The 26,205-nt window shown below is 58.8% G+C and carries 25 protein-coding genes; 18 read left to right on the forward strand and 7 right to left on the reverse strand.

The window, feature by feature from the left end:
• Positions 1-21: 21 nt before the first annotated feature.
• Genes ABH15_RS02005 through ABH15_RS02015 form a run of 3 tightly spaced genes read right to left on the reverse strand, consistent with a single transcriptional unit; the run spans position 22 to position 2,302 of the window.
• Positions 22-477, reverse strand: coding sequence for an NOB1 family endonuclease (locus tag ABH15_RS02005; protein WP_128692690.1), 456 nt, complete (start codon positions 475-477; stop codon positions 22-24).
• Positions 474-1,460, reverse strand: a complete 987-nt coding sequence (gene rtcA, locus ABH15_RS02010; RefSeq protein WP_128692691.1) for an RNA 3'-terminal phosphate cyclase — start codon at positions 1,458-1,460, stop codon at positions 474-476. Before rtcA ends, ABH15_RS02005 begins: the two co-directional genes overlap by 4 nt.
• A complete protein-coding gene (locus tag ABH15_RS02015; protein WP_128692692.1) occupies positions 1,454-2,302 on the reverse strand; it encodes a ribose-phosphate diphosphokinase in 849 nt (282 codons plus the stop codon). Before ABH15_RS02015 ends, rtcA begins: the two co-directional genes overlap by 7 nt.
• 81 nt (positions 2,303-2,383) lie before the next feature.
• On the opposite strand from ABH15_RS02015, the gene lonB reads away from it, so the two are divergent.
• From lonB to ABH15_RS02035, 4 genes are read left to right on the forward strand one after another with little or no spacing between them, the layout of a single operon-like run.
• The gene (lonB, locus tag ABH15_RS02020; protein WP_128692693.1) at positions 2,384-4,327 is read left to right on the forward strand and encodes an ATP-dependent protease LonB; all 1,944 of its coding nucleotides are present in this window, start codon (positions 2,384-2,386) and stop codon (positions 4,325-4,327) included.
• Positions 4,328-4,333: 6 nt separating this feature from the next.
• Positions 4,334-5,659: a TldD/PmbA family protein gene (locus tag ABH15_RS02025; RefSeq protein ID WP_128692694.1), complete on the forward strand. Its 1,326-nt coding sequence runs from the start codon at positions 4,334-4,336 to the stop codon at positions 5,657-5,659.
• Positions 5,656-6,948, forward strand: coding sequence for a TldD/PmbA family protein (locus tag ABH15_RS02030; protein ID WP_128692695.1), 1,293 nt, complete (start codon positions 5,656-5,658; stop codon positions 6,946-6,948). The genes ABH15_RS02025 and ABH15_RS02030 overlap by 4 nt, the downstream gene beginning before the upstream one ends.
• 2 nt (positions 6,949-6,950) lie before the next feature.
• Positions 6,951-7,214: a pro-sigmaK processing inhibitor BofA family protein gene (locus tag ABH15_RS02035; RefSeq protein WP_128692696.1), complete on the forward strand. Its 264-nt coding sequence runs from the start codon at positions 6,951-6,953 to the stop codon at positions 7,212-7,214.
• A 174-nt stretch (positions 7,215-7,388) separates the two neighbouring features.
• On the opposite strand, the gene ABH15_RS02040 is transcribed toward ABH15_RS02035, so the two are convergent.
• From ABH15_RS02040 to ABH15_RS02050, 3 genes are all read right to left on the reverse strand, one after another.
• A complete protein-coding gene (locus tag ABH15_RS02040) occupies positions 7,389-7,889 on the reverse strand; it encodes a YqhA family protein (protein ID WP_128692697.1) in 501 nt (166 codons plus the stop codon).
• Between the two features lie 63 nt (positions 7,890-7,952).
• Complete coding sequence (locus ABH15_RS02045; protein ID WP_128692698.1) at positions 7,953-8,648, reverse strand: KaiC domain-containing protein; 696 nt, start codon at positions 8,646-8,648, stop codon at positions 7,953-7,955.
• Positions 8,645-9,484, reverse strand: a complete 840-nt coding sequence (locus tag ABH15_RS02050; RefSeq protein WP_128692699.1) for an RAD55 family ATPase — start codon at positions 9,482-9,484, stop codon at positions 8,645-8,647. Before ABH15_RS02050 ends, ABH15_RS02045 begins: the two co-directional genes overlap by 4 nt.
• A gap of 257 nt (positions 9,485-9,741) precedes the next feature.
• On the opposite strand from ABH15_RS02050, the gene ABH15_RS02055 reads away from it, so the two are divergent.
• The 14 genes from ABH15_RS02055 (at position 9,742) to ABH15_RS02120 (ending at position 24,840) form a co-directional block, all read left to right on the forward strand.
• Positions 9,742-11,640, forward strand: coding sequence for a type II/IV secretion system ATPase subunit (locus ABH15_RS02055; protein WP_241647975.1), 1,899 nt, complete (start codon positions 9,742-9,744; stop codon positions 11,638-11,640).
• Positions 11,641-13,581 (forward strand): type II secretion system F family protein, encoded by a 1,941-nt coding sequence (locus ABH15_RS02060; protein WP_128692700.1) that lies wholly within the window; start codon positions 11,641-11,643, stop codon positions 13,579-13,581.
• 247 nt (positions 13,582-13,828) lie between these two features.
• On the forward strand, positions 13,829-14,326 hold the full coding sequence (locus tag ABH15_RS02065; RefSeq protein ID WP_241647976.1) for an alpha/beta hydrolase: 498 nt from the start codon (positions 13,829-13,831) through the stop codon (positions 14,324-14,326).
• A gap of 45 nt (positions 14,327-14,371) precedes the next feature.
• Entirely contained in the window at positions 14,372-14,701 is a 330-nt protein-coding gene (locus ABH15_RS02070; RefSeq protein ID WP_128692702.1) for a V-type ATPase subunit subunit G family protein, read from the forward strand.
• Positions 14,688-16,652: a V-type ATP synthase subunit I gene (locus ABH15_RS02075; RefSeq protein ID WP_128692703.1), complete on the forward strand. Its 1,965-nt coding sequence runs from the start codon at positions 14,688-14,690 to the stop codon at positions 16,650-16,652. The genes ABH15_RS02070 and ABH15_RS02075 overlap by 14 nt, the downstream gene beginning before the upstream one ends.
• Before the next feature lie 2 nt (positions 16,653-16,654).
• On the forward strand, positions 16,655-16,912 hold the full coding sequence (locus tag ABH15_RS02080; RefSeq protein ID WP_128692704.1) for an ATPase: 258 nt from the start codon (positions 16,655-16,657) through the stop codon (positions 16,910-16,912).
• 11 nt (positions 16,913-16,923) lie between these two features.
• Positions 16,924-17,502, forward strand: a complete 579-nt coding sequence (locus ABH15_RS02085) for a V-type ATP synthase subunit E family protein (protein WP_128692705.1) — start codon at positions 16,924-16,926, stop codon at positions 17,500-17,502.
• A 12-nt stretch (positions 17,503-17,514) separates the two neighbouring features.
• Positions 17,515-18,570 (forward strand): V-type ATP synthase subunit C, encoded by a 1,056-nt coding sequence (locus ABH15_RS02090; protein ID WP_128692706.1) that lies wholly within the window; start codon positions 17,515-17,517, stop codon positions 18,568-18,570.
• Positions 18,571-18,873, forward strand: a complete 303-nt coding sequence (locus ABH15_RS02095) for a V-type ATP synthase subunit F (protein WP_128692707.1) — start codon at positions 18,571-18,573, stop codon at positions 18,871-18,873.
• Entirely contained in the window at positions 18,864-20,627 is a 1,764-nt protein-coding gene (locus ABH15_RS02100; protein ID WP_128692708.1) for an ATP synthase subunit A, read from the forward strand. The genes ABH15_RS02095 and ABH15_RS02100 overlap by 10 nt, the downstream gene beginning before the upstream one ends.
• A 1-nt stretch (position 20,628) precedes the next feature.
• Positions 20,629-22,014, forward strand: coding sequence for an ATP synthase subunit B (locus ABH15_RS02105; protein ID WP_128692709.1), 1,386 nt, complete (start codon positions 20,629-20,631; stop codon positions 22,012-22,014).
• A 6-nt stretch (positions 22,015-22,020) separates the two neighbouring features.
• Positions 22,021-22,650 carry a V-type ATP synthase subunit D gene (locus tag ABH15_RS02110; protein WP_128692710.1) on the forward strand — a complete coding sequence of 210 codons (630 nt, stop codon included), beginning with the start codon at positions 22,021-22,023 and terminating at the stop codon, positions 22,648-22,650.
• A gap of 17 nt (positions 22,651-22,667) precedes the next feature.
• Positions 22,668-23,882, forward strand: a complete 1,215-nt coding sequence (locus tag ABH15_RS02115) for a phosphoglycerate kinase (protein ID WP_164913609.1) — start codon at positions 22,668-22,670, stop codon at positions 23,880-23,882.
• A gap of 58 nt (positions 23,883-23,940) precedes the next feature.
• The gene (locus tag ABH15_RS02120) at positions 23,941-24,840 is read left to right on the forward strand and encodes a DNA adenine methylase (RefSeq protein WP_128692711.1); all 900 of its coding nucleotides are present in this window, start codon (positions 23,941-23,943) and stop codon (positions 24,838-24,840) included.
• A 470-nt stretch (positions 24,841-25,310) separates the two neighbouring features.
• On the opposite strand, the gene ABH15_RS02125 is transcribed toward ABH15_RS02120, so the two are convergent.
• On the reverse strand, positions 25,311-26,168 hold the full coding sequence (locus ABH15_RS02125) for a damage-control phosphatase ARMT1 family protein (protein WP_128692712.1): 858 nt from the start codon (positions 26,166-26,168) through the stop codon (positions 25,311-25,313).
• Positions 26,169-26,205: the final 37 nt, after the last annotated feature.

Here is a 26,205-nt window from a genome sequence, read left to right on the forward strand (position 1 = left end):
GGAAAAGAGATTTCCGGCGATCTATTTAAGTTTTCTTTTAATTGCTGCCCCGCAGACCGGGCACTCGCCCGCCTCGCGGTAGAAGCGGCCGCATCCGCTGCACCGGAACCGCCACCGGATCGGCCGTGCCGAACGCTGGTGGATGCTCCGGGTGGAGATCTTCAGGCGGTGGGCGACGTTCTGGACGGCGAAGTCGTCGGTCACCAGGACGGCGGCGAGTTCAAGCGCGAGAGCGAGGATCTCCCGATCGGTTCCGGAGAGTCTCTCCGCATCCCCGCACTCCGCCGCCGCCGTCTCCACAGCGCTGCGGTAGTGTTCCTCCGGCTCCCTGACGACGAGTCCGGTGGCAAGGAGTGCCTCATAGCGGCATTTCGATCGGAGATCGACGAGTTCGGCGACGACTGAAGGTGTGGTATACGCTTCTCCGGTGATGGAGAGGTCTGAGAAGAAGACCGAGGCGTCGAGGACGGATCTCATGCTTCAAACTCCGTGAGCGCGGTGCTCCTGCGACAGCGGACGGGGCAGCCGAACTCTTCGAGGAGCCAGCAGACCGTCTCTGCATGGAGCGAAAGCGTGTGGGTGCTGTACGCTCCGCCGTACGCCGCGAGGTAAACGAGGAGCTGGTCGGCGAGGTAGATGTCTACGGTTCCGGGCTGCTCGAGTTCGCGAAGCAGCCTTTTAGCGGCCGTCATCCCGACATTCTCTGCGGGAAGTCCGGGGCGTCCGAGTGCAATGCCCCCTTTTGCTCCCGCCCATGCGGTAACGGAACTCCCCGTGCTCGCACCGTCCCTTCGTGCGTCGAAGGTTGCCGGAACTGCTGAGATCCCGGCTTCAGCGAGTGTCTGCAGAGCGGCATCGGCCTGCCGTCGTGCGACGTGGTCGGGGAGGCCCGCCGAGCAGGAGGCGACCCCGCAGGACGGGCAGTCGCCGCCCGGCGTTACCGGGGAGAGGCGTGACGGCTCGACCCTGGCCGTGACCCGCCCGCCGCCACGGGGAAAGTAGCCCCGGTCTTCTATCTCGATAGTGACGTTGGCACCGTGACGCCTGAGGACCTCTGCAAGCACGTGGTCGACGTACTCGATCGTCGGGCTCCACGCCACCTCGGTCCCGCCCGTAACGGTCAGGCTCCCGCCGACAGAGAGTGCCACCGGGAGCCAGGCCTGCAGGACGAGCGGGATGCTTCCCGCCGTATCGATCTGGATGGTAACCTCCTTCCGGGTGGGCTTTCCAGGAGAGAATACGATTCTTTCGCTCCCTGGTACGAGCCCTTCCGTCTGGGCGTCGGTCACCGCCGCCACCGCGGCCACCGCAGCGATGTGCTGTGGGGCAAGCCCGGGGTTCTTTCTCCCCGCACGTATCCGCTCTATCGTAACCGGTGTTGCCGAGAGTGCCGAGAGTGCGACGGCGGTACGGAGGATCTGGCCGCCCCCTTCCAGGTGTGATCCGTCGATAGTCAGCATTGCCGGAGCCTTTCTGCGATTGCGCTCGCTGCAGAGATACAGCTCGTGGCGTTTTCGTAGGTATCGCTTGATGCGACCGAAGCGACTCCTGCTGCCCGGAGCCGGGCGTAGGCACCGCTCGAAAGGACGCCGTGGACACAGACAGCGTGAATGGCAGTCGCTCCCTGACCGTAAAGCATCCCTGCAGCGGTGGCGAGCGTACCGCCGGTGGATATGATGTCATCGACAATAACAACCTCCCGGGAAGCGGCGGGGAGACTCTTCGGCTCCATCCTGACCGTATCGCCGGAGAGACGCGTCTTCTCGAGGTGATCGGTGTCCCACCCGCCGACAGCAGCTACCTCCGCCGCAAATGCCGCCGCACCGTCATCAGGTGCGAGGATCAGGGGGTTTCTGACCCCGAGCTCGCGGATATACCCGCCGATCGCCGGGGCGATGGATATGTTCGTCGCCGGGGCATCGAAATACTGGAGCACCGCCGGATCATGGATATTCACGACGCAGATCTGATCGACGCCCCGGGAGAGTGCCCGTGCGACTGCCCGGGCACTGATCGGCTCTCCGGCGGTGAACCTCTTGTCCTGCCGGGCGTAGCCGAGGTAGGGCAGCACGAGGGTAATCCGGGAGCTGTCGCATGCGTCGATGGCGAGCAGCGTCTGCACGAGGGCATCGTTGTCGACGACGCTTGAAACGATGATCGTCTCCTCGTCTGTCTCTCCCGTCCGGAGGTATAACTCGCCGTCCGGAAAGCGGTTAAATTTCGTATCGAGAAGCTGATACCCCGTAATCTCTGAAACTCTTGCTGCAAGCACCTGAGACCGTTCTGTACTGATAATCTTCATTCCTCACCCTTTGCTGAAAGTACTTAAACTATCATGAATAAATTATATAAGTACCATGGCAGCAAAGAGGTAAACTCGACGATGGATTCAACCACAACGCAAGATATTCCCGACATTGAGCTCACGAACGATGAGCTGGCTGATATTGACGTCTTTGCCGGCCTCGAGATGAGCGCATCGTCCGATATCGAAGTGCCCCCAAAGCTCATCGATCAGGTCATCGGTCAGGAGCATGCCACCGAGGTCATGAAGAAGGCTGCAACCCAGCGGCGGCATGTGATGATGATCGGTAGTCCGGGAACCGGAAAGTCCATGCTCGCCAAAGCGATGGCCGAACTTCTCCCGAAAGAGGAGATGCAGGACATCCTTGTCTACCCGAATCCCGAAGACTCGAATAATCCGATAGTCCGGACCGTACCTGCCGGAAGAGGAAAACAGATCGTCAACGCCCACAAGATGGAGGCGCGAAAGAAACTCCAGATGAGAAATACCCTCATCATGCTCCTCCTCATCGGTATCGTCGGCTACGCGCTCATCACCTACCAGTGGCTGATGGGCATTATCGCAGCGGCATTCGTCTTCATGGCGCTGCGCTACTCGACACCACGCGAGGAGGCGATGGTGCCGAAACTGCTGATCAACCACGATGCGAGCAGTATCGCGCCGTTCATTGATGGAACCGGGAGTCACGCAGGAGCGCTCCTCGGCGACGTCCGGCACGACCCGTTCCAGAGCGGCGGGCTTGAGACGCCGTCGCACGACCGTGTCGAGGCCGGAGCCATCCACCGGTCACACGGTGGTGTCCTGTTCATCGATGAGATAAACACGCTGACACCCCACTCCCAGCAGAACCTGCTGACCGCGCTGCAGGAGGGCATGTTCCCGATCACCGGTCAGAGCGAACGCTCGAGCGGAGCGATGGTGCGGACCGAGCCGGTGCCGTGCCGGTTTGTAATGGTGGCGGCAGGCAACCTCGATGCCGTTCAGGGGATGCACCCCGCACTCAGGTCGCGTATCCGGGGGTACGGATACGAGATCTACATGAAAGAGTCGATGGAAGACACCCCTGAGAACCGCCGCAAGTTCATCCGGTTCATCGCGCAGGAGGTCAAGAACGACGGGAAGATCCCGCACTTCGACCGGAGCGCGATCGTGGAAGTGATCCGCGAAGCGCGCCGCCGGTCGAACCGGAAAGGCCACCTGACCCTCAAGCTCCGTGATATGGGAGGCCTTATCCGGGTCGCAGGCGATCTCGCCCGCCAGGAAGGCGCTGATTTCACCAGTGCAAAGCATGTGATCGCCGCAAAGACGACCGCACGCTCCATCGAGGATCAGATCTCCGACGAGTACATCCGGAGAAGCCGCGACTACGATATTACGGTCGTCGAGGGCAATCAGGTTGGCCGGGTAAACGGTCTTGCGGTGATGGGTTCCGACAGCGGGTCGGTGCTCCCGATCATGGCGGAGGTCACCCCGAGCCAGGGTGCCAACGGCAGCGTCATCGCCACGGGTCTCCTAAAGGAGATCGCCCAGGAGTCGATCAAGAACGTCAGTGCGCTCATCAAGAAGTTCACTGGCAAAGACATCCGGAACATGGATATCCATATCCAGTTCATCGGCACCTACCAGGGTGTCGAGGGCGACTCCGCCTCGGTCAGTGTCGCCACCGCCGTCATAAGCGCCATAGAGAATATCCCCGTCCGCCAGGACGTCGCCATGACCGGTTCGCTCTCGGTGCGGGGCGACGTCCTCCCCATCGGCGGCGTCACCTACAAGATCGAGGCTGCGGCAAAGGCCGGGATCAAGAAGGTGATCATCCCGCGGTCGAACCTCGACGATGTTCTTATCGAAGAGCGGTACCGCCAGATGGTGGAGATCGTTCCGGTAGGTCATATCGAAGAAGTCCTCCAGAACGCTCTCGTCCCGGAGAACCGCGACGGTTTCCTCTCGAAACTGCGGAAGATGGCGGCGGTTCACCAGACGCCGGGACTCTTTGACCAGAACGTCGGTCACACACCGGTATGATGCCGTATGGAACCACGCTACTATGATATCAGGTGCGTGCGTGGGGAGATCACCTCGGTCGAGATCGACAACGGCGTGATCGAGTCCGCAGGCACATCCTTTTTTGACAAAGCCGTTGTGCGGGCGCTCGGCCCCGCCGGGTGGGGCATTCTCACGCTCGACCATGTCGACCTCGGCTCCCGCCGTGCCCGGAACGATATCATCGCAGCGGCGATGCGTCTTGCCGGAATTACGGAGGATCGGGTTGATCTTGCTCCTGCGCCGCACGGCGTTCTCGCATCCCCGCCGCTCCGCGAAGATCCCCGGAACGTGGATCTTGAGGAGAAGACCCGTCTCCTTGCAGAGATCGAATCGGCCGCACGCCTCCCCGAAGTGGTGAATACTCGTGCCCGGTACACGGAGGGAATCGATCAGGTCAGGTTCCTGGACTCGAGCGGCAATGAAGCGTCTTACGAGATCGTCAGGAGCGGTTTCTCCGTTCTCGCGGTGGCCTCCCGAAACGGCATGATGCAGATGGGCAGCGAACGCGACCATATTAGCACCGGGTTCAACCTCCGGAACAAGCAGGAACTCGGGCGGAAGGCCGCCGAGACGGCCGTCGCACTCCTCGACGCGGGACTTGCGAAGGGTGGGGCGGTAAACGCCGTTCTCGACCCCGAGCTCGCCGGCGTTTTCACGCACGAGGCGGTCGGCCATGCGAGCGAGGGCGACCTGATCCGGGAAGGAAACTCCGTCCTGAAGGGAAGGATCGGGGAGACGATCGGAGCTCCCGGGCTCGTCATCGTCGACGATCCCTCCCTCCCCGAGTTCGGGTTCGATCCGGTCGACGCCGAGGGTGTGGCACCCGGCAGAACCGAGATCATCAGGGACGGTGTTCTTACCGCCTACCTCCACAGCCGGGAGACACTCGCCTCCGTTGGTGACGGTATCGCCGGGCATGCCCGGGCGGAACACGGGGCGCCTCCCCAGGTCAGGATGAGCAACACCTTCATCGAGAACGGGGATGCGACCCGGGACGAGATCCTCGCCGAATGCAGAGACGGTATTCTGCTGATCGGCTCCCGCGGCGGTCAGGTCGATCCGGGCCGCGGTGTCTTCCAGTTCAATGCCGAGTTCGGCTACCTCATCGAGAACGGCGAAACGACCCGGATGGTCAGGGATGTCTCGCTCTCCGGCGAGATCCTGAAAACACTTCACGACATCGCCCTTATCGGGAACGACCGGAAGATGCACCCCGGATACTGCGGGAAAGGCGGGCAGACCGTCCCGGTCAGCGACGGGGCGCCGCATCTCCTGCTCAGAAACGCCATGGTCGGAGGGCGCGGATCATGAAGGCCGAGTTCTTGATAGACGATATCATCCGGGAGGGGGAGCGCTCTGCAGATGAGGTGGAGGTCTTCTTCACCGAAGGGAGGAGCATCTCCGCCGAGATCAAGCAGTCCATTATCGGGACCGCCGAAGAATCGAGGGGCTGGCGGATCGCCATCCGCACCATCAAGGACGGGCGGATCGGCGTATCGAGTACGGGCGATCCCGGACGATGGAAGGAGTGCCTTGCCGCCGCCCTTGCAAGCGGGCGTATTGCCACGCCGCAGGACTGGCACGGTCTCCCGAAACCCACGAATATGACGAGCACCGCTCCGTCGTCCGATCCCGATCTTATCGTCGAGCCTGAGCGGGCATCTGCGTTCATCGCCGGGCTCCTCGAAGGAGCGGCGGAGTATCCGGTCGACGTAGCTGGCGGAGGCGCCGATCTCTCCCGCTCGTACATCGCGATCGCAAACAGCAACGGTGTCCGTTACGGCATGGAGCGGACGTATGCCGGGGTCTCGCTTGAGGCGATACGGGAGCAGTCCACCGGATACGAATTTATGGCCTCTCCGTTCGCTGCCGATATCGATCCCCGGTGGGTCGGTGAGCAGGCGGCGTTCCTCGCCTCGCACTCGGTCGGCGGGAAGGATATCGCTACCGGACACTACGATCTCATCCTCTCGCCGGTTGCCGCCGCTCAGCTCATCGGGACGGTCCTCGTCCCCGCACTATCGGGGCGGAATGTACAGGCGGGCCGATCGCACCTCGCAGGAAAGATCGGTGAGCAGTGTGCGGACGAGATGCTCTCCATCTACGACGACCCGTTCACGCGGGGCATGGGGAGCACCTGTTGGGATGCCGAAGGCGTCCCTGCCCGGCGGCTCGACTACATCAGTGACGGCGTTCTCCAGTGCTTCGCCTACGACTTAAAGACGGCGTACCGCTACGGCGAGGAGTCCACGGCAAGCGCCGTTCGCTCCGGTGGGGAAGGATCGCCCTCGATAGGCGTCCACAATCTGGTGGTGGACGGCCCTCGGACGACGGTCGACGATGCGCGGGCGATATTCATTAACTCGGTCGTCGGGGCTCACACGGCAAATCCGTTCTCCGGCGACTTCTCTCTCGAGATATCGAACGCATACTGGGTGGAGGACGGAGAGCCCGGCGATCCTATCCGGACGGCGATGTTCGCGGGCAACGTCTTTGAGATGCTCACCGGAATTGCAGGACTCGGAAATGATTCCCGAATTGTCGGACGGCTCATTATCCCATCCATACGGTTAAATAACCAGCAGATCATTGGTAAATAGTGATGATAGAAGCGATCATCGCTATTGTTCTCGCCGTAGCCATTGCGGCGGCGATCTACTTTCTGCTGAAAAAGGCCATGAGTCTCGTGATAAACGCGGTTGCCGGGCTTATCACGCTCTATCTGCTGAATGTCTTTCACGTAATGAGCTGGTTTGGTGCGCCCGATATTGAGATCAATCTCGTGAGCGTGCTGGTCTGCGCATTCGGCGGGCTGGCCGGAGCGTTACTCCTCGTTCTGCTCCACCTGGTTGGAATTACCATATAATCCCCTCTTCTCCTGCCTCCCTGCTCTCGCGAGAAAGATCCCTCTGAACGACAGAGAGGCGATCACGGGGGGGTTTCGTCTCGTCATAGTGGGTCGGCACAAGGCGGAACGGAGAAGGGGCCTGTCGGTTCTTTAAGGGAAGAATCAAAAAAGCGGAGTGCTGCCGCATCACCCCTATTTGGCGTGCATCAGCCGGAGTGCTGCGGCAAGCAGGACGACTGATAGCGGGATCACGAGTGTCGTCCAGGTCATGGCATGAGTGCCTTCGAAGATGACGAACTCAAGGACGTTCACGAAGAGGATGACGATGATCAGCTGGGCAAGCGACGTTTTGAGGTGCCCGATGCTGTCCACCCGAAGCCACCGGGGTACCTTCTCCATCTCGTCCCCGTCGATATGCCTGACACAGAGGTTGAAGACGCCGAAGCAGAAGATCAGAAGCACCAATCCGAAGAGAAATGCGTCCACGGCGTCGACGATCATGAACATCGCGGCTGCGTCATGTGTTATGGTCACTCCTTCCTTGACGGTCACCTCGTGACCCTGCAGGTAGTAGGAGAATCCGGTGAGGGTTCGCTCCGCCCCGATGACGAACATGAGCACCGCGGCAAAGAACGAGGCCACGACGGCGATGATGCTAATGTATCGGAAGTGGTAGATCGGTTCGGTTTGCATGGAAGAGATCTATTCTTTTATGGATATAGCCGTTATGATGCAATTTTAAGGGAAGAGAGGCGATTAAAAGACATTTGCCTCGGAATAGACCATTACCTGGTCGGCCAGGATCTCGAACGGTTTGATCTCGCGGGAGTGTGCTGACCGGCGCATCTTCACCACCTCGAGAGCCAGATGTACCTCCGCGATATTTGTCGGACGGACGTACCGAAGGAGGATCACCGTATCGGAGAGGTACTCGATAAGACCGTATTTGCTCGTGAACTGGTTGTTCTTATCGGTCTCGCTCGTGAGGAGGAAGGTGCATGTCTCGTCCCGCATCGTCTCGATGAACTTGAACATCTCCTTTCGCCTGACCGACTCGTCCTCAAAGAGCCCCTCGAAGAGTGATATCGGATCGATGACGACACGCCCCGCCCCGACGCTCTTGATGAGCGAGGGCAGTTCGCTCTTGATGCTGCTGATAGCAATATTGAAATCGGTTGGATCGAGTCGGATGAGGAAGAACGAATCCTGATACTGATCCATATCCCATCCTTTCTGCGCCATCGTGGCGCGGAGGAAGTCTTCACGCTCCTCGAGGCTGATGTAAATGACCTTCTCGCCTTTCGCAAGCCCTTCGTATACGAACTGGAGGGCGACCGTTGTCTTCCCGGTTCCGTAGGTGCCGACGACGGCACAGATGCTGTGCTCGAGGAGGCCACCCGATAGCATGGCATCGAGGCCTTCGATCCCGAGTTTTACCCGCTGCTGTTTCACACGACCACCCGTATGTTCCTGACCTCAAATCCATTCGCTGCCGAGATCTTCACGGCGAATTTCACGAGATCACGCTCCTCGAGGTACGGCATGACGCCCTGAAATTTCTCGAAGTACATGATCCGCTGCCGCCGCTGTGCACCGACATCCTCCCACCGGAACAGGATCAGCGCATCGGTACAGTCCGCTATCTCGATCTCCTTTGATTCCTCCAGGATCCCGGCGGTGAGCAGGAGATATATCGTCGAGTTCCAGCGTTTTGCAACCCTCTGAAGCCCCCGAAGGAAGGCGATCAGGGTATGCCAGTCCGCATCGTTCATATATGTGGTGGCGATATCGGTCAGCGAATCGAGGATGATAAGGCTGTTCTGCTGTTTTGAGGAGAGGACATGGGAGAGGTCGGCCAGGATATCTCCGTTCTCTTTCCGCTGCTTCTTCTGAAGGCGGGAGAAGATGTCTCCGTCCCCGTACCACCCCGGAGGAACGATACTGGCGTCAAAGTAGAGCTCGGAGAGATCGTCGAAGACAACCTCCTGCTGCAGCAGGTCATAGCTCCCGGGGTTGAAGGAGAGGGTGATATCGTTGAGCACATCCTCCCGCATCTTGGTGAACGTGATGTACGCAATCTCGGCAGGGAGCAGCGCATGCTGATTCTGCCCTCCGCCGTTTGCCTTCAGGAGAGAGAGTGATACGATCGAGCTGTGTGCAAACTCACTGTTTCCTGCACCGATCTCACCGAGAAGGAGCACCACCGAGCCCGGAGGGATCCCGCCGTCGAGAACCGGATCGAGCGACGATAGTCCGGTAGGCATCCGTACGCGGAGGTGGTCCTGCATAACTCATCTAGTATATGAGAATGGTGCTATAAAATATTCTGATTCTTTCCGTAACTCCGGAAAGTATGGAAAAATTCATCTGTCTGGTATAAAAGAATGGATATTATTATAGAGGCGATCCCACAAACAGATACCATACGGAAACGGCCCGGTGCCGTGCAGGATCACGGGTCATCCGTTCAGCACGGGAGAGATGCCCGCTACCTCTTCTGGGAGGGTTCTGTTCACCCGGTCACTGACAACCAGGCGGAGAAGAGATGTCAATGTTGCGAGACGACGAAACCAGACGGATTCCGGAGGAAACTCTGGAACAGATCTCTCCGCTTCAGGCCGACGGCCTGACGGAGTTATCCGGGACTATCGGAGGGGAAACGGCTCCGGTGCCGTCCGGTACGCCGGAGGCACCGCCCAATCATCGCCGGGAACTTGGCGACCTCACACTGCCCGATACCGGGAATATAGCACCGGCAGAGATCCTCCGGTACCTCGAGCCCTCGGATGCGGCTCTCTCACGGAGAAACCCGGCGGCGTTCCTGAGCGAAGCCGTCCGGAAGTTCCTGCCGGCCGGCCGGCCGGCCATACCGCCCGTATCGGCTCTTCGGAGACCTGTGGGTCTTATTGAGGAGTACAGTCCGGCGAAGCACGGCTACCTGGTTCACGCAGAGGTGCCCGCAGACTACGAGGAGAAAGAGCGCTACTGGGTCGCGGAGGGATGCTCGGAGGTCTGCATCGCGCGCAACAAACAGACAAATCAGGATGAATACCTTCTCTTCGAGCCGGTGCTCTCCCACTTTGAGTACGATCTCCTCGAACGGCTCTATGAAGATCTGCGGGATGTCCTGATCCTCACCGAGGAGGAGATGGCCACCGACCGGCGGCGGGTGCTCTTTGAGAAGGTGCAGACGCTCCTGAAAGAGTACGGCCTCACCCTTGAAGAGTCGTCGCTCTTCAAACTGCAGTACTACATCCTGCGGAACTTCCTTGGGTGGTCGCGGATCGATGCGCTGATGAAAGACCCCCAGATCGAGGATATCTCCTGCGACGGCATCGGCATTCCGATCTTCCTGTACCACCGGCGGTACCGCAACATCAAGACGAATATCACCTTCGAAGAGTCGGCCTTAAACTCGCTTGCCATCACCCTCGCCCAGCGGTCGGGCAAGCATATCTCCATAGGTAACCCGATGCTTGATGCGACGCTCCCCGATGGCTCCAGGCTGCAGCTGACGCTCGGGACGGAGGTCACCACCCGCGGCACCTCGTTCACCATCCGGAAGTTCCGCGAGGTGCCGTTCACCCCCGTCGAGCTGATCGAGTCGAATACCTTCGATGTCGATGCACTGGTCTACTTCTGGATGGCTATCGAGAACAACCGGAGCCTGCTCTTTATCGGGGGAACTGCATCCGGCAAGACGACCTCGCTCAACGCGGTCTCGCTCTTTATCCCGCCGCTTGCGAAGGTGGTCTCGATCGAGGATACCCGTGAGATCACCCTCTACCATGAGAACTGGATCGCGAGCGTCACCCGCGAGTCGGTGAGCGAAGGGCTTGGTGCGACGATCAGCATGTTCGACCTCTTAAAGGCGGCTATGCGCCAGCGGCCGGAGTACATCCTCGTCGGTGAGGTTCGCGGCCAGGAGGCGCAGACGCTCTTCCAGGCGATGAACACCGGCCACACGACCTTCTCCACCATGCACGCGGGCGTTGTGGACGCGGCAATCCACCGGCTTGAGAGCGCTCCGTTGAACGTTCCCCGGAACATGATCCAGGCGCTCGACATCGTCAGCGTCCAGGCACTCATCTACCAGGGCAGGGAGCGGGTCAGGCGCTGCCAGGAGATCGTCGAACTCGCCGGGATCGATCCGATCACCGGTAACCTGCAGGTAAACAACGTCTTTGAGTACGACCCCGTCTCCGATACTTTCTCCTTCACGGGCAGGTCACGGATCTACAACGAGATCATGGAGTTTCGGGGATGGACGAGGGAGCAACTCGAAGGCGAGATCGCCGTGCGCCGGCAGATCCTTGAGGCGATGCGAATTCAGGGGATCACCGACTACATATCCGTCTCCCGGATCATCCAGGCATACTCCATCGACAGGAAGACGGTGCTCGAGCATATCGACGACCTCTCCAGCGTCGGCAGGATGGGATGAATGAGGTTTCAGCCAGTATCCAGGCTCCGGCAGGGGATCCACTGGTGGGTAACCCGCGACCCGATCCGGTATCGGAGTCTTCGTGCGGATATGATCGCGGCCAACATCGGCATGACCGTCGATCACTACCTCCTCCGTGCGGTCGCGATAGGCATGCTGGTGGGTGCAGTCTGGGCGGTCATCGGCTTTCTTGCGGCAAACCTCTTTCTCACTCCGCTTCTCTCGATCCGGGTGTATAACGTCTTCAATATCGCACTCCCGTCGCTCGTCCCTGCCGACATCTCGTTCGGGTTCCTCCGGGTAATCGCGACGGCTGTCATCTTCCTCGTCGGTCTGTACCTGACGTATGCCTTTCTTATCCGGTATCCCTCGTTCCAGAAGAGCAGCCGGGCGACCAAGATCAACCTCCTCCTCCACAACGCCGTCTCGTACATGTACGCCATGCGGCGGGGTGGCGCTCACATGATGGTCATATTCCGCTCGGTCGCGGAGAACTCGTCGATCTACGGCGAAGTCTCTCATGAGTTCCGGAGGATCGTCCGGGACACCGACTATTTCGGCTATGATATGATCACCGCCATCAAACATCTCCAGGAGACGACGCCTTCCGAAAAGATGCGGGATTTTCTCCAGGATCTCATCTCGGTGATCGACAGCGGCGGCGACGTCCTCGAGTTCCTCGGAACCCGGGTCAGGATGTACCAGGAGGAGGCGAGGTTCGAGCAGAAGACCTTCCTCAATACGTTGCAGCTCGCTGCCGAGTCGTACGTGACTCTCTTTGTGGCAGGCCCGCTCTTCATCATCATCATCATGGTCGTCATGGGGTTCATGGGCACCGCGCCGATCATGGAGCTCTCGGTCGTTACCTATCTGCTCATTCCGCTCGGTTCGCTCGTCTTCATCCTCTTCATCGATATGATCTCGATCAAGGGAGAGAATGTCGAGCGGTACATCGGAACAAAGTGGCTGCACGAGTTCTCCGATATCAGAACCGAGGAGCGGGAGGGGGAGGATGCCCTCTTTGCGCAGCTCGAGCGCTACGACCGGTTCCGGAAGGTGCGGGGATTTCTGCGTCACCCCTTCCAGACGTTCCTCATCGAACCGAACCGGACGTTCTACGTCACCGTGCCGATCGCCCTCGTCTACATAGTTTATACCATCCTCTCGACACCGCAGTATGCCGACATCGAGATCGTCATTGATATCATCGACGACCACCTCGCCTTTGCCGTCCTGATAATCCTCCTCCCCTTCGGCATCTTCTACCAGCTCTGGCGGAACAAGGTCATGGGTATCGAAGCGGGAATCCCCGACTTTCTCGATCGCCTCTCCGGGATCAACCAGGTAGGACTGACGCTCGCGCAGGCGATCTCGATCCTTGTAAAGGCGAACCTCGGCGTGCTCACCTACGAGGTCAAGCGGATCAAACGGGATATCGAGTGGGGCGCCAACATCAACGAGGCACTGATCCGGTTCGAAGAGCGGATCCGCACCCCGGCCATCGCCCGCACCGTGACGCTGATCACGAAGGCCAGCCAGATGACCGGTGATATCGGTGAGGTCCTGAACATCGCCGCCCGGGATGCAGAGATGTCGGAAGTATTGAAGAGAGAACGCTTCGCAGAGATGTTCATCTACACTGTGATCGTCTATCTCGTCTTCTTCGTCTTCCTCTTCGTTGTGGTCGTCATCGACAGCCAGTTTCTCTCGGTGCTGGCGGATATCGATACCCAGGGACTCAAGGGTGTCGGCGGCGCTATTCAGATGGGGAATGCACCTATCATGACCTTCGAACGTCTCCTCTACCACACCTGCCTGCTCCAGGCACTCTTCTCGGGACTGATCGCAGGAGAGATGGGCGAGGCGTCTATTCGGGCGGGTATCAAGCATGCAGCGGTCATGATCGTCATTACGATCGCCGTCTTTACGATCTTCCTCTGAGCGAAACCCTGTCCTCGACAGGGTTTTATATCCTTCTGGTCAACCATGGTACTGGTGATATCTGATGTGTAGTACCGGTGGTGGACCTGACGTCGAATGGAACGACCGGCTGAAGGGGAGCAGGAAGTATCGGTGCAGGGACTGCGATCAGTCGTTTGAAAGCCCGAGTAAGCGGCCGATGTGCCCGAGCTGCCAGTCCGAGGACGTGGAAGCTGTCTGAAGCTCCACCGAAGTATCTGCCCCGCATATGCCGGATCGAATGCACGTACCCCTCGGTGAGGGTCTCCTCCTGATCCGGGGAGAACACTCTTTTTTGCTGATTGGAAAAGCGGGTCGGCGGTACGCCCTTCGCTTCGAGACCTTCGAGAAGGAATACTCCGAGACGGTGGAGCCGGACGATCTGATCGTCGTCTCGGGGCCGGAAGGCGGCTCCGTAGAGGCGGCCGGTATGCTGCTTGAACTCGTGCGGGGGAATCACATTCCGCTCGTCATCCTGCCGAAGGGTCACCCGGGTTCGAAGCGGCTCAAGATGGTCGTTTCGGTGGCTCCGGAGATCCTGCTCGCCTGTGACATCCAGCGCGGGACGCATCCCGAGCAGCATCTGCTCTGTTCGTCCGGCGAACTTGCTGGAATGCGTATCTCCGGAGCGGAAGGCGGTGTCGAGATCGAGCGGATGCCGCCGTGTACGACTGTCGAATACTGGGAACCGGGCAGATATTCAGGGGACAAACAACAATATATATAAGTTCAATTTCATCAAATATTCATAGGCCGTGAGAAGGAGGGTTTGATGAAGACCGAGGTCCTGAAGAGCATCAAAAAAACCGAGGAAGAGTATCAGGCGATGATCAGTGCTGCGCAGGCGGAGAGGAAGAAGAACCTCTACGATGCGGAGATGGAAGCTGAAAACCTGATTCTGAAGGCAACAACCGATGCCGAGGAATACAAGAAGCAGCGTCTTGCCGCCGCACGGGGACAGGCGCAGCAGAAGTATACTGAGATCGTCAAAAAAGGAGAGCAGAGCGCCGAAACACTGAAAGCGGAAGGCAGCAAGAAACTCGATACTGCTGTCGATTATATCGTTTCACGTTTTAAGGAGCAGCTGAATGTTACGGCCTGAACGGATGCGCAGGCTGCTTATTGCAGCTCCGAAAGGGCAGATCGATGCCGTGATCGCAACGCTCTACCGACACAATGCCTATCATATCGAAGACTTTGTGCCGGAGAGTGAGGCGGCCGTCCCGGTCAAGATCGGTATGCCCCGTCCGGGAGCAAGCGAAGCAGCTTCAGCGCTGATTAAACTCAGAGCCATCGAGAATGCATGCGGGATCAACCCCGATGAAGTGGTGACCAAGCAGAAGATTCCCGCTTCAAAGATACGATCCATCATCGAGCGTGATCTCCCCCCCCTTCAGCATGAAGTGGAGGAACTCCTCGCCGAGCGGTCGAGACTGGAGACGAAGCAGAAAGAGCACGAGCAGCGGGTCCGCGAGCTCGAGCCGTTTGCCGCGATTCCTCTCGAGATGGAGATGTACCGCGGATACGAGCGTTTTTCCGTTTTTGCAGGGCACATCGCAAAGGATGTTCAGATTGCCGTTCCCCATGAGAAATATTTTTCAGACAAGGTCTCCGGCAACATCATCGTTGTGATAGTCCAGAACAGCGATCGCGAGGCGGTTGAACGCACGCTGCTTGATGCAGGTTTCCAGGCAGTCCCGATACCGGATGAGACCGGGTCTCCAAAGAGCCGCATCGATCACTACGGCGGAGAGATCAAGCGGCTTGAAGGCGAAATTTCAAGCATTAACCGGCGTATTCAAGATATCAAAATCCAGCACAGTGCAACTCTGGTAGCATGCGATGAACTACTCACGGCTGATGTAGAGCGGGCGGAAGCCCCGCTACGGTTTGCTACCACGGAAGAGACGTTCGTCACGGAAGGATGGGTGCCTGCGGCCGGTGCAGAGAAGGTCAAAGAGGCACTCGTCAGCGCCACCGGCGGGAAAGTCTACGTCACGGAGCTGGAGATTGAGCACCCGAACGATGTGCCGGTCGAGTATCAGAACCCGTCGTTTGCGAAGCCGTCGCAGCTGTTCATGGATCTTTACTCCCGCCCCAGGTACACCGAGGTTGACCCGACCCTGATGGTGTCGATAGTCTTTCCGATCTTCTTCGGATTTATCCTCGGTGATGTCGGATACGGATTGATCCTGCTCCTGCTTTCGCTCGGCCTGCGGAGAATCTTCACGTCGGCAGAGGGGCGTCAGCTCCTGGTCTCGCTGCGGAACGCCAGTATTGCCAGTATTATCTTCGGCGTGCTATACAGCGAGTTCCTTGGGTTCGCGCTTCCCTGGGCACCGTTCATCTACAGCCGCCACCTCAATATCGGCGCTCACGCTTCGGAGCACGGAGCGCAGGTTGCGGAGCTCTTGATAGTCACTATCTGGATTGGTATCCTGCACATCACGCTCGGACGCGTTCTTGGAATTCGCAACGCCAGGAGTGTGTACCACGGCAAACACGCGAAGCAGGCAATGCTCGCGAACGCCGGATGGCTCGGCGTCATGTGGGGTATTATCCTTGCTATCTGGTCCATGTACGCGATTCCGCTGATGCCCGATCTCTCGGGGCTTCCTGCGCTCGTCATGGGTCTGAATGCGGCGACCATTCTTGGTGCCGTGCTCTTGCTCGGAGGCATTATTGCCATCGCCCAGGAGAATGTACTCGAAGTCATTGAAATCCCGACTATCATCAGCCACGTGCTCTCCTATGCACGTCTGGCCGCGGTGGGACTCTCGTCGGTCGCCATCGCAATGGTGGTCAACTACATTGCCATTGGCATGATGATCGAGCCGCAGCTCGAAGAAATCACCGTCGTCGGTGTTCTCATCATCATCGTCGGTATTATCGTCTTCCTCCTCGGCCACACGCTGAACACGGCGCTTGGTATCCTTGGCGGCGGACTGAACTCGATTCGTCTTCACTATGTCGAATTCTTCACCAAGTTCTACAAAGGTGGAGGAAAGAAGTACAATCCCTTTGGAATGGAACAGAAGTTTACGGAGGAATAAAAATGGTAGATTTTGGAACAGCGGAACTTACTCTTGAAATGATTCAGGCATCGCAGGTTGGTCTCAAGGCAGTTGGTGCAGGTCTCGCAGTAGGCCTTGCCGGCGTCGGTACTGGTCTCGGTGAGATGGGTATCGGTGCTGCCGCAGTCGGTGCTACGGCAGAGAACAAGGATATGTTCGGTCTGGCACTGCTCTTCACGGTTATTCCTGAGACTATCGTCATCTTCGGTCTTGTGGTCGCACTGCTGCTTCTGTTCTGATGGAGTGAACCATGGGACTTGAAGCTGTCGTCGATGAGATCAGGGAAAAAGGGCGAAGAGAGGTAGAGGCGATCCGTGCGGAGACCCGCAAAGACGTCGACGAGATTCTGCAAAACGCCCAGAGGCGTGCAGAATCCATCAAAATCGCCGCTGAGGAGGACGCTGAGCGCCAGGTGGCTCACATCGTGAACCAGGAGGTCTCCGCGGCCAACCTCATCGTCAAGCGTCAGGTCTTGAACGCCCAGAAGAAACTCCTTGATCAGGTCTATCAGGCCTCACTAGCCGCTGTCAGGGATCTCCCGGCAGACTTTCATGCGAAGGCTCTTGCCGGACTGCTCGAGCAGGCAGCGAAGGAGATCGACGAGGGTGTGGTGCACTGCAATGAGCGGGATATCCCGGCACTGCAGGATATCATCTCCTCATCAAAGACCCTGACGGGCTACAGCGTAGGTACGGCGGTCGATATCCCCGGCGGTATCATCGTCGAGAGTACGGATGGCGAGCTGCAGATCGACTACAGTTACCGGACGTTTCTGAATGATGTATGGGAATCAGAGCTGAAGGATGCATCTGATATCCTGTTTGGGTGAGGAGGCTCGGATATGGCAGAGATAAGTAGCGGATCGGCGCAGTACATCTACGTCTGCACCCGTATGCGGGTGCGGCGTTCGCAGTTGATACCGCGTGAGGATTATCTCCGCATGCTGAATATGAGCCTGCCTGAGATCACCCGGTTTATCGAAGATACCGGATACAAGGCCGAGATCGATGAGCTTGCTACCGCATTCTCCGGTATCGATCTCGTCGAGGTGGCCTTAAGCTGGAACCTTGCCAAGGAATACCAGAATATCCTGAACATCACGCCCGGAAACTTAATGCGGTTCACTGCGAGCTACCTCCGGCGCTGGGATATCCAGAACGTCCTCACTATTCTCCGCGGGAAAGCCCAAGGTACTTCCGCAGGGAAGATCCGTGAGGTTCTGATCCCTGCCGGTGCCCTCGATCGGGTGTTCCTCGATCGTCTGCTCGTGGAAGACTCCCCCGACCGGATCGTCGAGGCGCTCAAGAGCACGCGGCTCTACCCGGTGCTGGAGCGGGAGTTTCCGCGTGCTGTCGAGACAGGTTCGTACGCCCGCCTTGAGAACGAGCTCTACAAGGGCTACTACGAACGCCTCCTCGCCGAGACGAAAGGCGAGGTCAAGGGCGGCCGGGTCTTCAGGAATTACGTGCAGCTCGAGATCGATATCCGGAATATTCAGAACCTCTTCCGTCTTCGCTCGCAGCGTGTCACGGAAGATGTGCGGGATATGATGATCCCCGGCGGTTCGTTTACGGTCGATGAGCTGCAGCGGCTCGCTCTCATTGAGGGCCGCGATGAGTTCATTGATGCGGTGAAGAAACAGGTGTCGCTCCCTTCGCTCCTCAACACACTCGAGGAGCTTCGGGGCGTCCGGCCGATCCGCGAGGCGGAGACCGGGCTCACCCGGGTTCAGCTGGAGCAGATGGATCGGATGTCCAAGAGATATCCGATCTCGATCACTCCGATCCTGGCTTACCTCGAGCACAAGAAGTACGAGGTTGCAAACCTGCGTGCACTTGCGCGGGGTAAGGAGGCGAACCTCCCGAGCGAGCGGATACAGGACTATCTGGTGATGTAAATGGAGATCGCAGTAATCGGAAACAGCGAGTTCATCCTCGGGTTCAGGCTTGCCGGCGTGCAGAAGACGTACGCCGCCGAGACCGACGAGCGGCTGATCGACTACATCAACCGGGTGCTTGGAGATAAGGAAGTAGGTATTCTCGTCCTGGAAGGCAAAAATATGGAGCGGATCCCCCAGAGGCTCCGCACCACTCTTGAAAACTCCGTCAAACCGACCGTGATCACGATCGGTGGAGGCGAGGGAGGCCTATCCATGCGAGAGAGAATAAAGAGATCGGTGGGTGTTGATCTGTGGAAGTAAAAGAGAAAGCAAGTGAAAAAAGAGGAAAAGGTGTCCTGAAGCGGATTTCAGGCCCTGTGGTCACCGCGACCGGCCTTGACGCACACATGTACGACGTGGTGAAGGTCGGCGACGAGGAGCTGATGGGGGAGGTCATCAAGATCCAGGGTGAGAACATCATCATCCAGGTCTATGAGGACACCTCCGGCATCAAGCCCGGCGAGCCGGTCGAGAACACCGGCCTGTCGCTGGCGGTCGAGCTCGGCCCCGGTCTGCTGACCAGTATCTACGACGGTATCCAGCGTCCCCTTGAAGTGCTTGTCGACAAGATGGGCAACTTCATCGAGCGTGGTGTCTCCGCACCGGGTCTCTCTCACGAGAAGAAGTGGGAGTTTAAGCCGCTTGTGAAGCCGGGCGACATGGTCGCCCCCGGCGAGATCATCGGCGAGGTTCAGGAGACGAACATCGTTCACAAGGTCATGGTGCCGCCGAACATGAAGGGCGGGAAGATCAAGAGTATCACGTCCGGCAGCTATACCGTCGATGAGACGGTCTGTCTACTCGAGGACGGAACCGAGATCACCATGCTCCAGCGCTGGCCTGTCCGTGTCCCGCGGCCGGTCACCGAGAAGATGAACCCGGATATTCCGCTGATCACCGGTCAGCGCATTCTCGACGGTCTCTTCCCGATCGCGAAAGGCGGAACGGCCGCAATCCCCGGCCCGTTCGGCAGCGGCAAGACGGTCACCCAGCAGCAGCTTGCGAAGTGGTCCGATGCCGAGATCGTGGTCTACATCGGCTGCGGTGAGCGCGGCAACGAGATGACCGAGGTTCTGACGGAGTTTCCGGAACTCGAGGACCCGAAGACTGGTAAGCCGCTCATGGAGCGGACGGTGCTGATCGCAAACACCTCGAACATGCCCGTCGCGGCCCGTGAGGCATCCGTTTACACCGGCATTACCATCGCGGAGTACTTCCGCGACATGGGTTACGACGTCTCGCTGATGGCGGACTCGACCTCGCGCTGGGCGGAAGCGATGCGTGAGATCTCGTCCCGTCTTGAGGAGATGCCCGGTGAGGAAGGGTACCCTGCATATCTTGCAGCCCGCCTCTCGGAGTTCTACGAGCGCGCCGGTCTTGTCGAGACGCTAAGCAACAAGAAGGGTTCGGTCTCGGTTATCGGTGCGGTTTCGCCGCCCGGCGGTGACTTCTCTGAGCCGGTTACGCAGAACACCCTCCGTATCGTGAAGGTCTTCTGGGCACTTGACGCCAAGCTCTCGCAGCGCCGTCACTTCCCGGCCATTAACTGGTTAAACTCCTACTCGCTCTACCTGGACACGCTCCACGACTGGTACGACCGTGAGGTCTCCCCTGAGTGGAACCCCCTGCGTTCCTGGGCGATGGAAGTCCTCCAGAAGGAGGCCGAACTCCAGGAGATCGTCCAGCTGGTCGGATCCGATGCGCTGCCCGACGAGGAGCAGATCACCATCGAGGTCGCAAGGATGATCCGTGAGATCTTCCTCCAGCAGAACGCCTACGATGCGGTCGATACCTTCTGTCCGATGTCCAAGCAGTACGACATGATGAAGGCGATCAAGACCTATGCCGATCTCTCCCGTGCCGCACAGGCGGCAGGCGCGACCCCGCAGCAGGTCATCAGCGTGAAGACAAAGAACGAGCTTCCGCAGATCAAGTTCATCAAGGACTACGAGCCCGTTCTTGCGAAGATAATGAAGGACATGGAAGCTGAATTCAACACACTGAGGGCGGCTTAACATGAAGGAGTACAGAACGGTAACACAGATTGCGGGCCCTCTTGTCTTTGTCGAGAAGACCGAACCGATCGGCTACGGTGAGCTTGTCAATATCTCCCTCGCCGACGGAACGATGAAGCGCGGGCAGGTTCTCGATACCAGCGACGACCTTGTCGTGGTGCAGGTCTTCGAGACCACTGCAGGTATCGGCAGGGACAGCGGTATCCGCTTTACCGGCGAAACGATCAAGATGCCGGTGGGTAAAGAGATGCTCGGCCGAATCCTCTCCGGAGGCGGTAAGCCGATCGACGGCGGTCCTGATATCGTCCCTGAGAAGCGCCTCGATATCACCGGCGCTGCCATCAACCCCTATGCCCGGAGTTCTCCGGAGGATTTCATCCAGACCGGTATCTCCACGATCGACGGCACCAACACCCTCGTCCGTGGTCAGAAACTCCCGATCTTCTCGGGATCCGGTCTCCCGCACAACGATGTGGCACTGCAGATCGCCCGTCAGGCGAAGGTGCCCGGCTCGACGGAAGAGTTTGCCGTGGTCTTCGCTGCTATGGGTATCACCCGTGAAGAGGCGAACGTCTTCATGGCCGACTTCGAGAAGACCGGGGCACTCGAGCGTGCCGTCGTCTTCTTAAACCTTGCAGACGACCCGGCGGTCGAACGTATCATCACCCCGCGGCTTGCGCTCACGACCGCAGAGTACCTGGCGTTCGAACTTGGTTACCACGTGCTGGTTATCCTGACCGACATGACCAATTACTGCGAGGCGCTCCGTCAGATCGGTGCCGCCCGTGAAGAAGTGCCCGGTCGTCGTGGGTATCCGGGATACATGTACACCGACCTTGCCAGCATCTACGAGCGTGCCGGTATCATCAAGGGCGTCAAGGGCTCTGTCACCCAGATCCCGATCCTGACGATGCCCGGTGACGATATCACGCACCCGATCCCCGACCTGACCGGGTACATTACCGAGGGTCAGATCGTGGTCAACCGTGAGCTGCATCGGAAGGGTATCTATCCGCCCATCAACGTGCTGCCGTCCCTCTCCCGTCTGATGAACCTCGGCATCGGCAAGGGCCATACCCGTGAGGATCACAAGAAGGTCTCCGACCAGCTCTATGCAGCCTACGCAGAGGGTAATGATCTGCGAGGCCTTGTCGCTATCGTCGGTAAGGACGCGCTCTCGGAGCGCGACCGGATGTTCCTCGAATTCGCCGATCTCTTCGAAGACCGGTTTGTCCGTCAGGGTCTCTACACCGACCGGACGATCGAGGAGACGCTCGATGTCGGCTGGGATCTGCTGGCGACGCTGCCCGAAGAGCAGCTCGTGCGTATCGACCGCGAACTGATCCAGAAGTATCACCCGAAGTACCGGAAGAAAGTGCAGGGGTAAGTATCCATGGCGCTGCGAGACCTCAAGCCAACCCGTTCCGAACTGATCGCCATCAAGCGGCGGATCAAACTCTCGGAGCGTGGCTACAACATCCTCAAGATGAAGCGCGATGGACTGATCCTTGAATTCTTCAAAGTGCTGCAGCAGGCGAAAGACAGCCGCGGCGCAATGCAGGAACGCTACGAGAGGGCGGTCGAGATGATCGCCCTCGCCAATACCGTCGAGGGTGCGATCGGTGTGAAATCCGCCGCATTCTCGGCGGCGGATGCTCCGCAGATCACGCTCAAGAGCAAGAATATCATGGGTGTGGTCGTGCCGGAGATCGAATCCTCATCCGTCCGGAAGAACCTGACCGAGCGCGGATACGGCGTGCTCGGCACGTCGTCGGTCATTGACGAGACGGCGGAGGCGTTTGAGGAGCTGCTCGAGAGCATCATCGAGGCGGCGGAGATCGAGACGACGATGAAACGGCTGCTCGACGAGATCGAGAGCACCAAGCGGCGTGTGAACGCGCTGGAGTTCAAAGTCATCCCCGAACTCTCCGAGGCCAGAGACTTCATCAAGATGCGGCTCGATGAGATGGAGCGCGAAGAGCTCTTCCGCCTGAAAAAGATTAAGGCTCGAAGTTCCTCATAGAGTACAGGTGATGTCCGTTGGAGATCGGCACAATAGGTGATGCGGGGAGTCGGAGCGGAACGGTCATGCTCCGTGTCGACTTCAACTCCCCTATCGATCCCTCTTCTCAATTCATTCTTGACGATAAACGATTCCGGGAGCATCTACCGACGGTTCAGGCGCTCGAAGATACAAAACTCGTCGTCCTCACGCACCAGAGCCGCCCGGGAAAGAAGGATTTTACCACCCTCGAGGCGCATGCGGAGAAACTGGAGCGGCTCGCCGGCCGGGCTGTTACCTACGTCGACGATATCTTTGGGCCTGCTGCACGAGAGACGATCCGCAACATGAAGCGGGGAGATATCGTGATGCTCGAGAACCTCCGGTTCAATGCCGAAGAGAATCTGACGCTCAAACCGGAGGAGGCAAAAAAGACTATTCTTGTCCGGAAGCTGGCTGGGATGGCGGACTGGTACGTGAACGACGCCTTCGGAACGGCGCACCGCTCGCAGCCCTCTATCGTGGGGCTGCCGCTCGCCGTAAAGACCGTTGCCGGCCTCCTGATGGAGCGTGAGGTCGCTTCTCTCTCCCGCGTCTTTACGGGTGCTCCGCGCCCGGTGACGTTTGTTCTCGGCGGGACGAAGGTGGATGACTCCGTCGCGGTTGCGGAGAACGTGCTCTCGAACGGGATAGCCGACCGGGTGGTCGTGACCGGTGTCGTCGCGAACATCTTCCTGATGGCACAGGGTTACGATATCGGCAGGCCGTCGACCCAGCTCATCGAGCAGCTCAAGTACTGCGGCGAGGTGGCGAGAGCCCGGCAGCTGCTGGCGGCGTATCCGGAGAGCATCCTGGTTCCGGAGATGGTTGCTGTCCGGGAAAATGACGCGCGGGAAGAGTACCCGGTCGATGCAATTCCTGCCGACGCACCGGTGCTCGACCTCGGTGCCGATTCGGCTGCAACGCTTGCGGCACGAATCCGGGAATCGGGAACGGTTGTGTTGAACGGGCCTGCCGGACTCTTTGAAGAGGAGGCGTTTGCGGCCGGGACATTCGAGATCGTCAGGGCAGCGTCCACTGTAGAGTTCTCGGTGGTCGGCGGCGGTCATACTGCGGTCGCCATCGAAAAACTCGATCTCGAGAATGCGTTTACCCACATCTCAACCGGTGGCGGGGCATGCATCGAGTTCCTGACCGGGAAGAAACTCCCCGCCATCAGGGCGATGGAGATGTCGCGGGAGATTTTCGGGTGATAGTGCTCACCCCATTCTCTCTCTCCGGTCGCGGTGGACGATGAGGAGTCGGCGACAGATGCGTTCTCTATCTGCACGGCCTTTTCTGAAATGGGCGGGGGGGAAGGGGCAGCTTCTGGCTACGCTGATGCCCCGGCTTCCGGCCGATCTCGGTTCCGGGTCGGTCCGACGGTACGTCGAGCCCTTTCTCGGGGGAGGAGCGGTTTTTTTTGCAGTCGCAGAGGCTTATTCCCCTGAAGAGAGTTTCCTCTTCGACGTGAACAGAGAGCTCGTGCTCACCTATCGTGCTGTGCAGCAGGATGTCGAAAGGCTAATTGAGGAGCTTCGTGCCCTTGAAACCGCTTACCTGCCGCTCTCCGACGACGAACGACGGGGATTTTATTATGGTCTGCGGGACCGGTTCAACCGGGCTGAAGGTTCTACGGAGTCTACGCCCGTTTCCCGGGCTGCAGAGTTCCTTTTCCTGAACCGAACCTGTTTCAACGGCCTCTTCCGGGTTAACTCGCGCGGCCGGTTCAATGTCCCCCCGGGACGCTACCAGAACCCCCGGATCCTCGATGAGGAGAATCTCCGGGCGGTCTCCGGACTCCTTGCACGGGTGACGATCCGGCAGGGTGACTTCACGGAATCGCTTCCTGTTGTCGATGAGCAGACTTTCATCTACATCGACCCGCCGTACCGGCCGCTCTCGACAACCGCGAAATTCACGTCGTATGCCTGCGATGCGTTCACCGATGCCGATCAGATCCGGCTCGCGGAGTTCTGCAGGAAGGCCGATGCTGCCGGTGCCCGGTTCATGCTCAGCAACTCCGATCCCCGCAATACCGATCCCGATGATTCGTTCTTTGACGACCTTTATAGCGGCTTTTCTATCAGCCGGGTCTCTGCCCGGCGCGCCATCAACAGAAACCCGGATGGGCGGGGCAGCCTCACCGAGATCGTCGTGACCAACTTCTGACTCGCGGAGCGGCACGTCTCTTGAGAGGTATGCTGAAAGAAAGGGTGTGGGGTAGAGACCAGCCCCGGGAGGTACCTGTGTGGCCCGACGTTGAACTGAAGATCCTGTTCTCTCTGAGTTGGTGTGTGGTGGGGGTCCCTGAACACTGATGTACCGATCGTACATCGGATTGCTGGATTGGTAGTGGTATTGAACTCTGTTGATGACCGTATCACTGGTTTAGGGTGTGGAGACTGAAATATGCGGGTCTGGTCGTACCCCGGATCATTATCTATATCTTGAGTTATATAATGGTGATCCGTTATTATATTCCTTTATATTTAACTTAAAATAAAAAAATGGGGCTTGAAAAGTGCCCTTTTGAAGTAAGGGCACTTTTCAACGAACTGCCTCCCGGGCTAAGGCATTTATAGTCTCCCGGGCAGTCCCGGCCTCCGGGAGAGCGTTCCGGACGCGCCCGGTTGTGCTGCCTACTCGCGGAGCAGTGCTATCCGTGACCCGACGGGGACGCCCACATCCCGGGCAATCGGTTCGCATTTCACCGACATCATATGAGCGACCGGCGGGAGATCGGTATAGTCGGAGAGCGATTCGTAGTTCGCCATGCCCTTGGCGATGATGATCGTACAGCGGTCGAGTGCATCCGCAAGATCAGAAGGCATGATGTCGAGATTCAGGCCGAGCTCCGCGGTGCCGTTGCTCGTCGTTGTCAGAAGATCTGCCCGGCGGTCGATGCCGAGGTCGCGCGCGTCTGCGAGCGTTGCATCGTTCAGGATAGGTGCTCCCCGGACGGCGAGGATGACCTCGGCACCGTGCGCTTTGAGGTAGTCGACGAGAAGGGCATCAAATACGATCTCGCCGCAGTTATCGGCGAGATAGACGACACGGGAAGTGAGCGCTTCTATTGCATCGGTATCGTCGATCGTAAACCCGGCCGAAAATTCCCACCTGAAGAACTCGACGAAGTTGTCGGTGACCGTATGTGCCATCGATCCGTAATCCAGAGTATTGCCGATAACAGCGGCGAGCGCGCGGTCGCGGAACGTCGTGAGCTCTCCCCTGACCTGCCTGCACACGGCGATGGCGTCACTGTTGTTGGTTTGTTTCAGCAAACGGTAGGGATCGGCATCTCCGACCATACGGTAGGCGAGCCGGTGAACCTGGCTTGCGATCACCGGTGCCGGAACGGGCAGGTCTTGCAGGGTGGTAAGCAACGTACGGCAGGCATCGACGGTCTGCCTGATTCGATCCTCATCCGCTGTCACCAACCGTGATTCGTATGCCACGCGGGAAAGGAGGCACTCGGTGCATCCGGGTTTGAATCTCATGATAGTACTGATCGAACCCTGAGCAACAAAAAAGGTG

Source organism: Methanoculleus taiwanensis, from assembly GCF_004102725.1.
GTDB classification, from domain to species: Archaea; Halobacteriota; Methanomicrobia; order Methanomicrobiales; family Methanoculleaceae; genus Methanoculleus_A; species Methanoculleus_A taiwanensis.

Coding starts and splice junctions, on each gene's coding strand:
- ABH15_RS02060 (WP_128692700.1), top strand. CDS start 11,641: ATGAGGTTTCAGCCAGTATCCAGGCTCCGGCAGGGGATCCACTGGTGG.
- ABH15_RS02090 (WP_128692706.1), top strand. CDS start 17,515: ATGGCAGAGATAAGTAGCGGATCGGCGCAGTACATCTACGTCTGCACC.
- ABH15_RS02015 (WP_128692692.1), bottom strand. CDS start 2,302: ATGAAGATTATCAGTACAGAACGGTCTCAGGTGCTTGCAGCAAGAGTT.
- ABH15_RS02030 (WP_128692695.1), top strand. CDS start 5,656: ATGAAGGCCGAGTTCTTGATAGACGATATCATCCGGGAGGGGGAGCGC.
- ABH15_RS02080 (WP_128692704.1), top strand. CDS start 16,655: ATGGTAGATTTTGGAACAGCGGAACTTACTCTTGAAATGATTCAGGCA.
- ABH15_RS02075 (WP_128692703.1), top strand. CDS start 14,688: ATGTTACGGCCTGAACGGATGCGCAGGCTGCTTATTGCAGCTCCGAAA.
- ABH15_RS02065 (WP_241647976.1), top strand. CDS start 13,829: ATGCCGGATCGAATGCACGTACCCCTCGGTGAGGGTCTCCTCCTGATC.
- lonB (WP_128692693.1), top strand. CDS start 2,384: ATGGATTCAACCACAACGCAAGATATTCCCGACATTGAGCTCACGAAC.
- ABH15_RS02110 (WP_128692710.1), top strand. CDS start 22,021: ATGGCGCTGCGAGACCTCAAGCCAACCCGTTCCGAACTGATCGCCATC.
- ABH15_RS02055 (WP_241647975.1), top strand. CDS start 9,742: ATGTCAATGTTGCGAGACGACGAAACCAGACGGATTCCGGAGGAAACT.
- ABH15_RS02095 (WP_128692707.1), top strand. CDS start 18,571: ATGGAGATCGCAGTAATCGGAAACAGCGAGTTCATCCTCGGGTTCAGG.
- ABH15_RS02105 (WP_128692709.1), top strand. CDS start 20,629: ATGAAGGAGTACAGAACGGTAACACAGATTGCGGGCCCTCTTGTCTTT.
- ABH15_RS02040 (WP_128692697.1), bottom strand. CDS start 7,889: ATGCAAACCGAACCGATCTACCACTTCCGATACATTAGCATCATCGCC.
- ABH15_RS02085 (WP_128692705.1), top strand. CDS start 16,924: ATGGGACTTGAAGCTGTCGTCGATGAGATCAGGGAAAAAGGGCGAAGA.
- ABH15_RS02005 (WP_128692690.1), bottom strand. CDS start 477: ATGAGATCCGTCCTCGACGCCTCGGTCTTCTTCTCAGACCTCTCCATC.
- ABH15_RS02125 (WP_128692712.1), bottom strand. CDS start 26,168: ATGAGATTCAAACCCGGATGCACCGAGTGCCTCCTTTCCCGCGTGGCA.
- ABH15_RS02050 (WP_128692699.1), bottom strand. CDS start 9,484: ATGCAGGACCACCTCCGCGTACGGATGCCTACCGGACTATCGTCGCTC.
- ABH15_RS02070 (WP_128692702.1), top strand. CDS start 14,372: ATGAAGACCGAGGTCCTGAAGAGCATCAAAAAAACCGAGGAAGAGTAT.
- rtcA (WP_128692691.1), bottom strand. CDS start 1,460: ATGCTGACTATCGACGGATCACACCTGGAAGGGGGCGGCCAGATCCTC.
- ABH15_RS02120 (WP_128692711.1), top strand. CDS start 23,941: ATGCGTTCTCTATCTGCACGGCCTTTTCTGAAATGGGCGGGGGGGAAG.
- ABH15_RS02035 (WP_128692696.1), top strand. CDS start 6,951: ATGATAGAAGCGATCATCGCTATTGTTCTCGCCGTAGCCATTGCGGCG.
- ABH15_RS02025 (WP_128692694.1), top strand. CDS start 4,334: ATGGAACCACGCTACTATGATATCAGGTGCGTGCGTGGGGAGATCACC.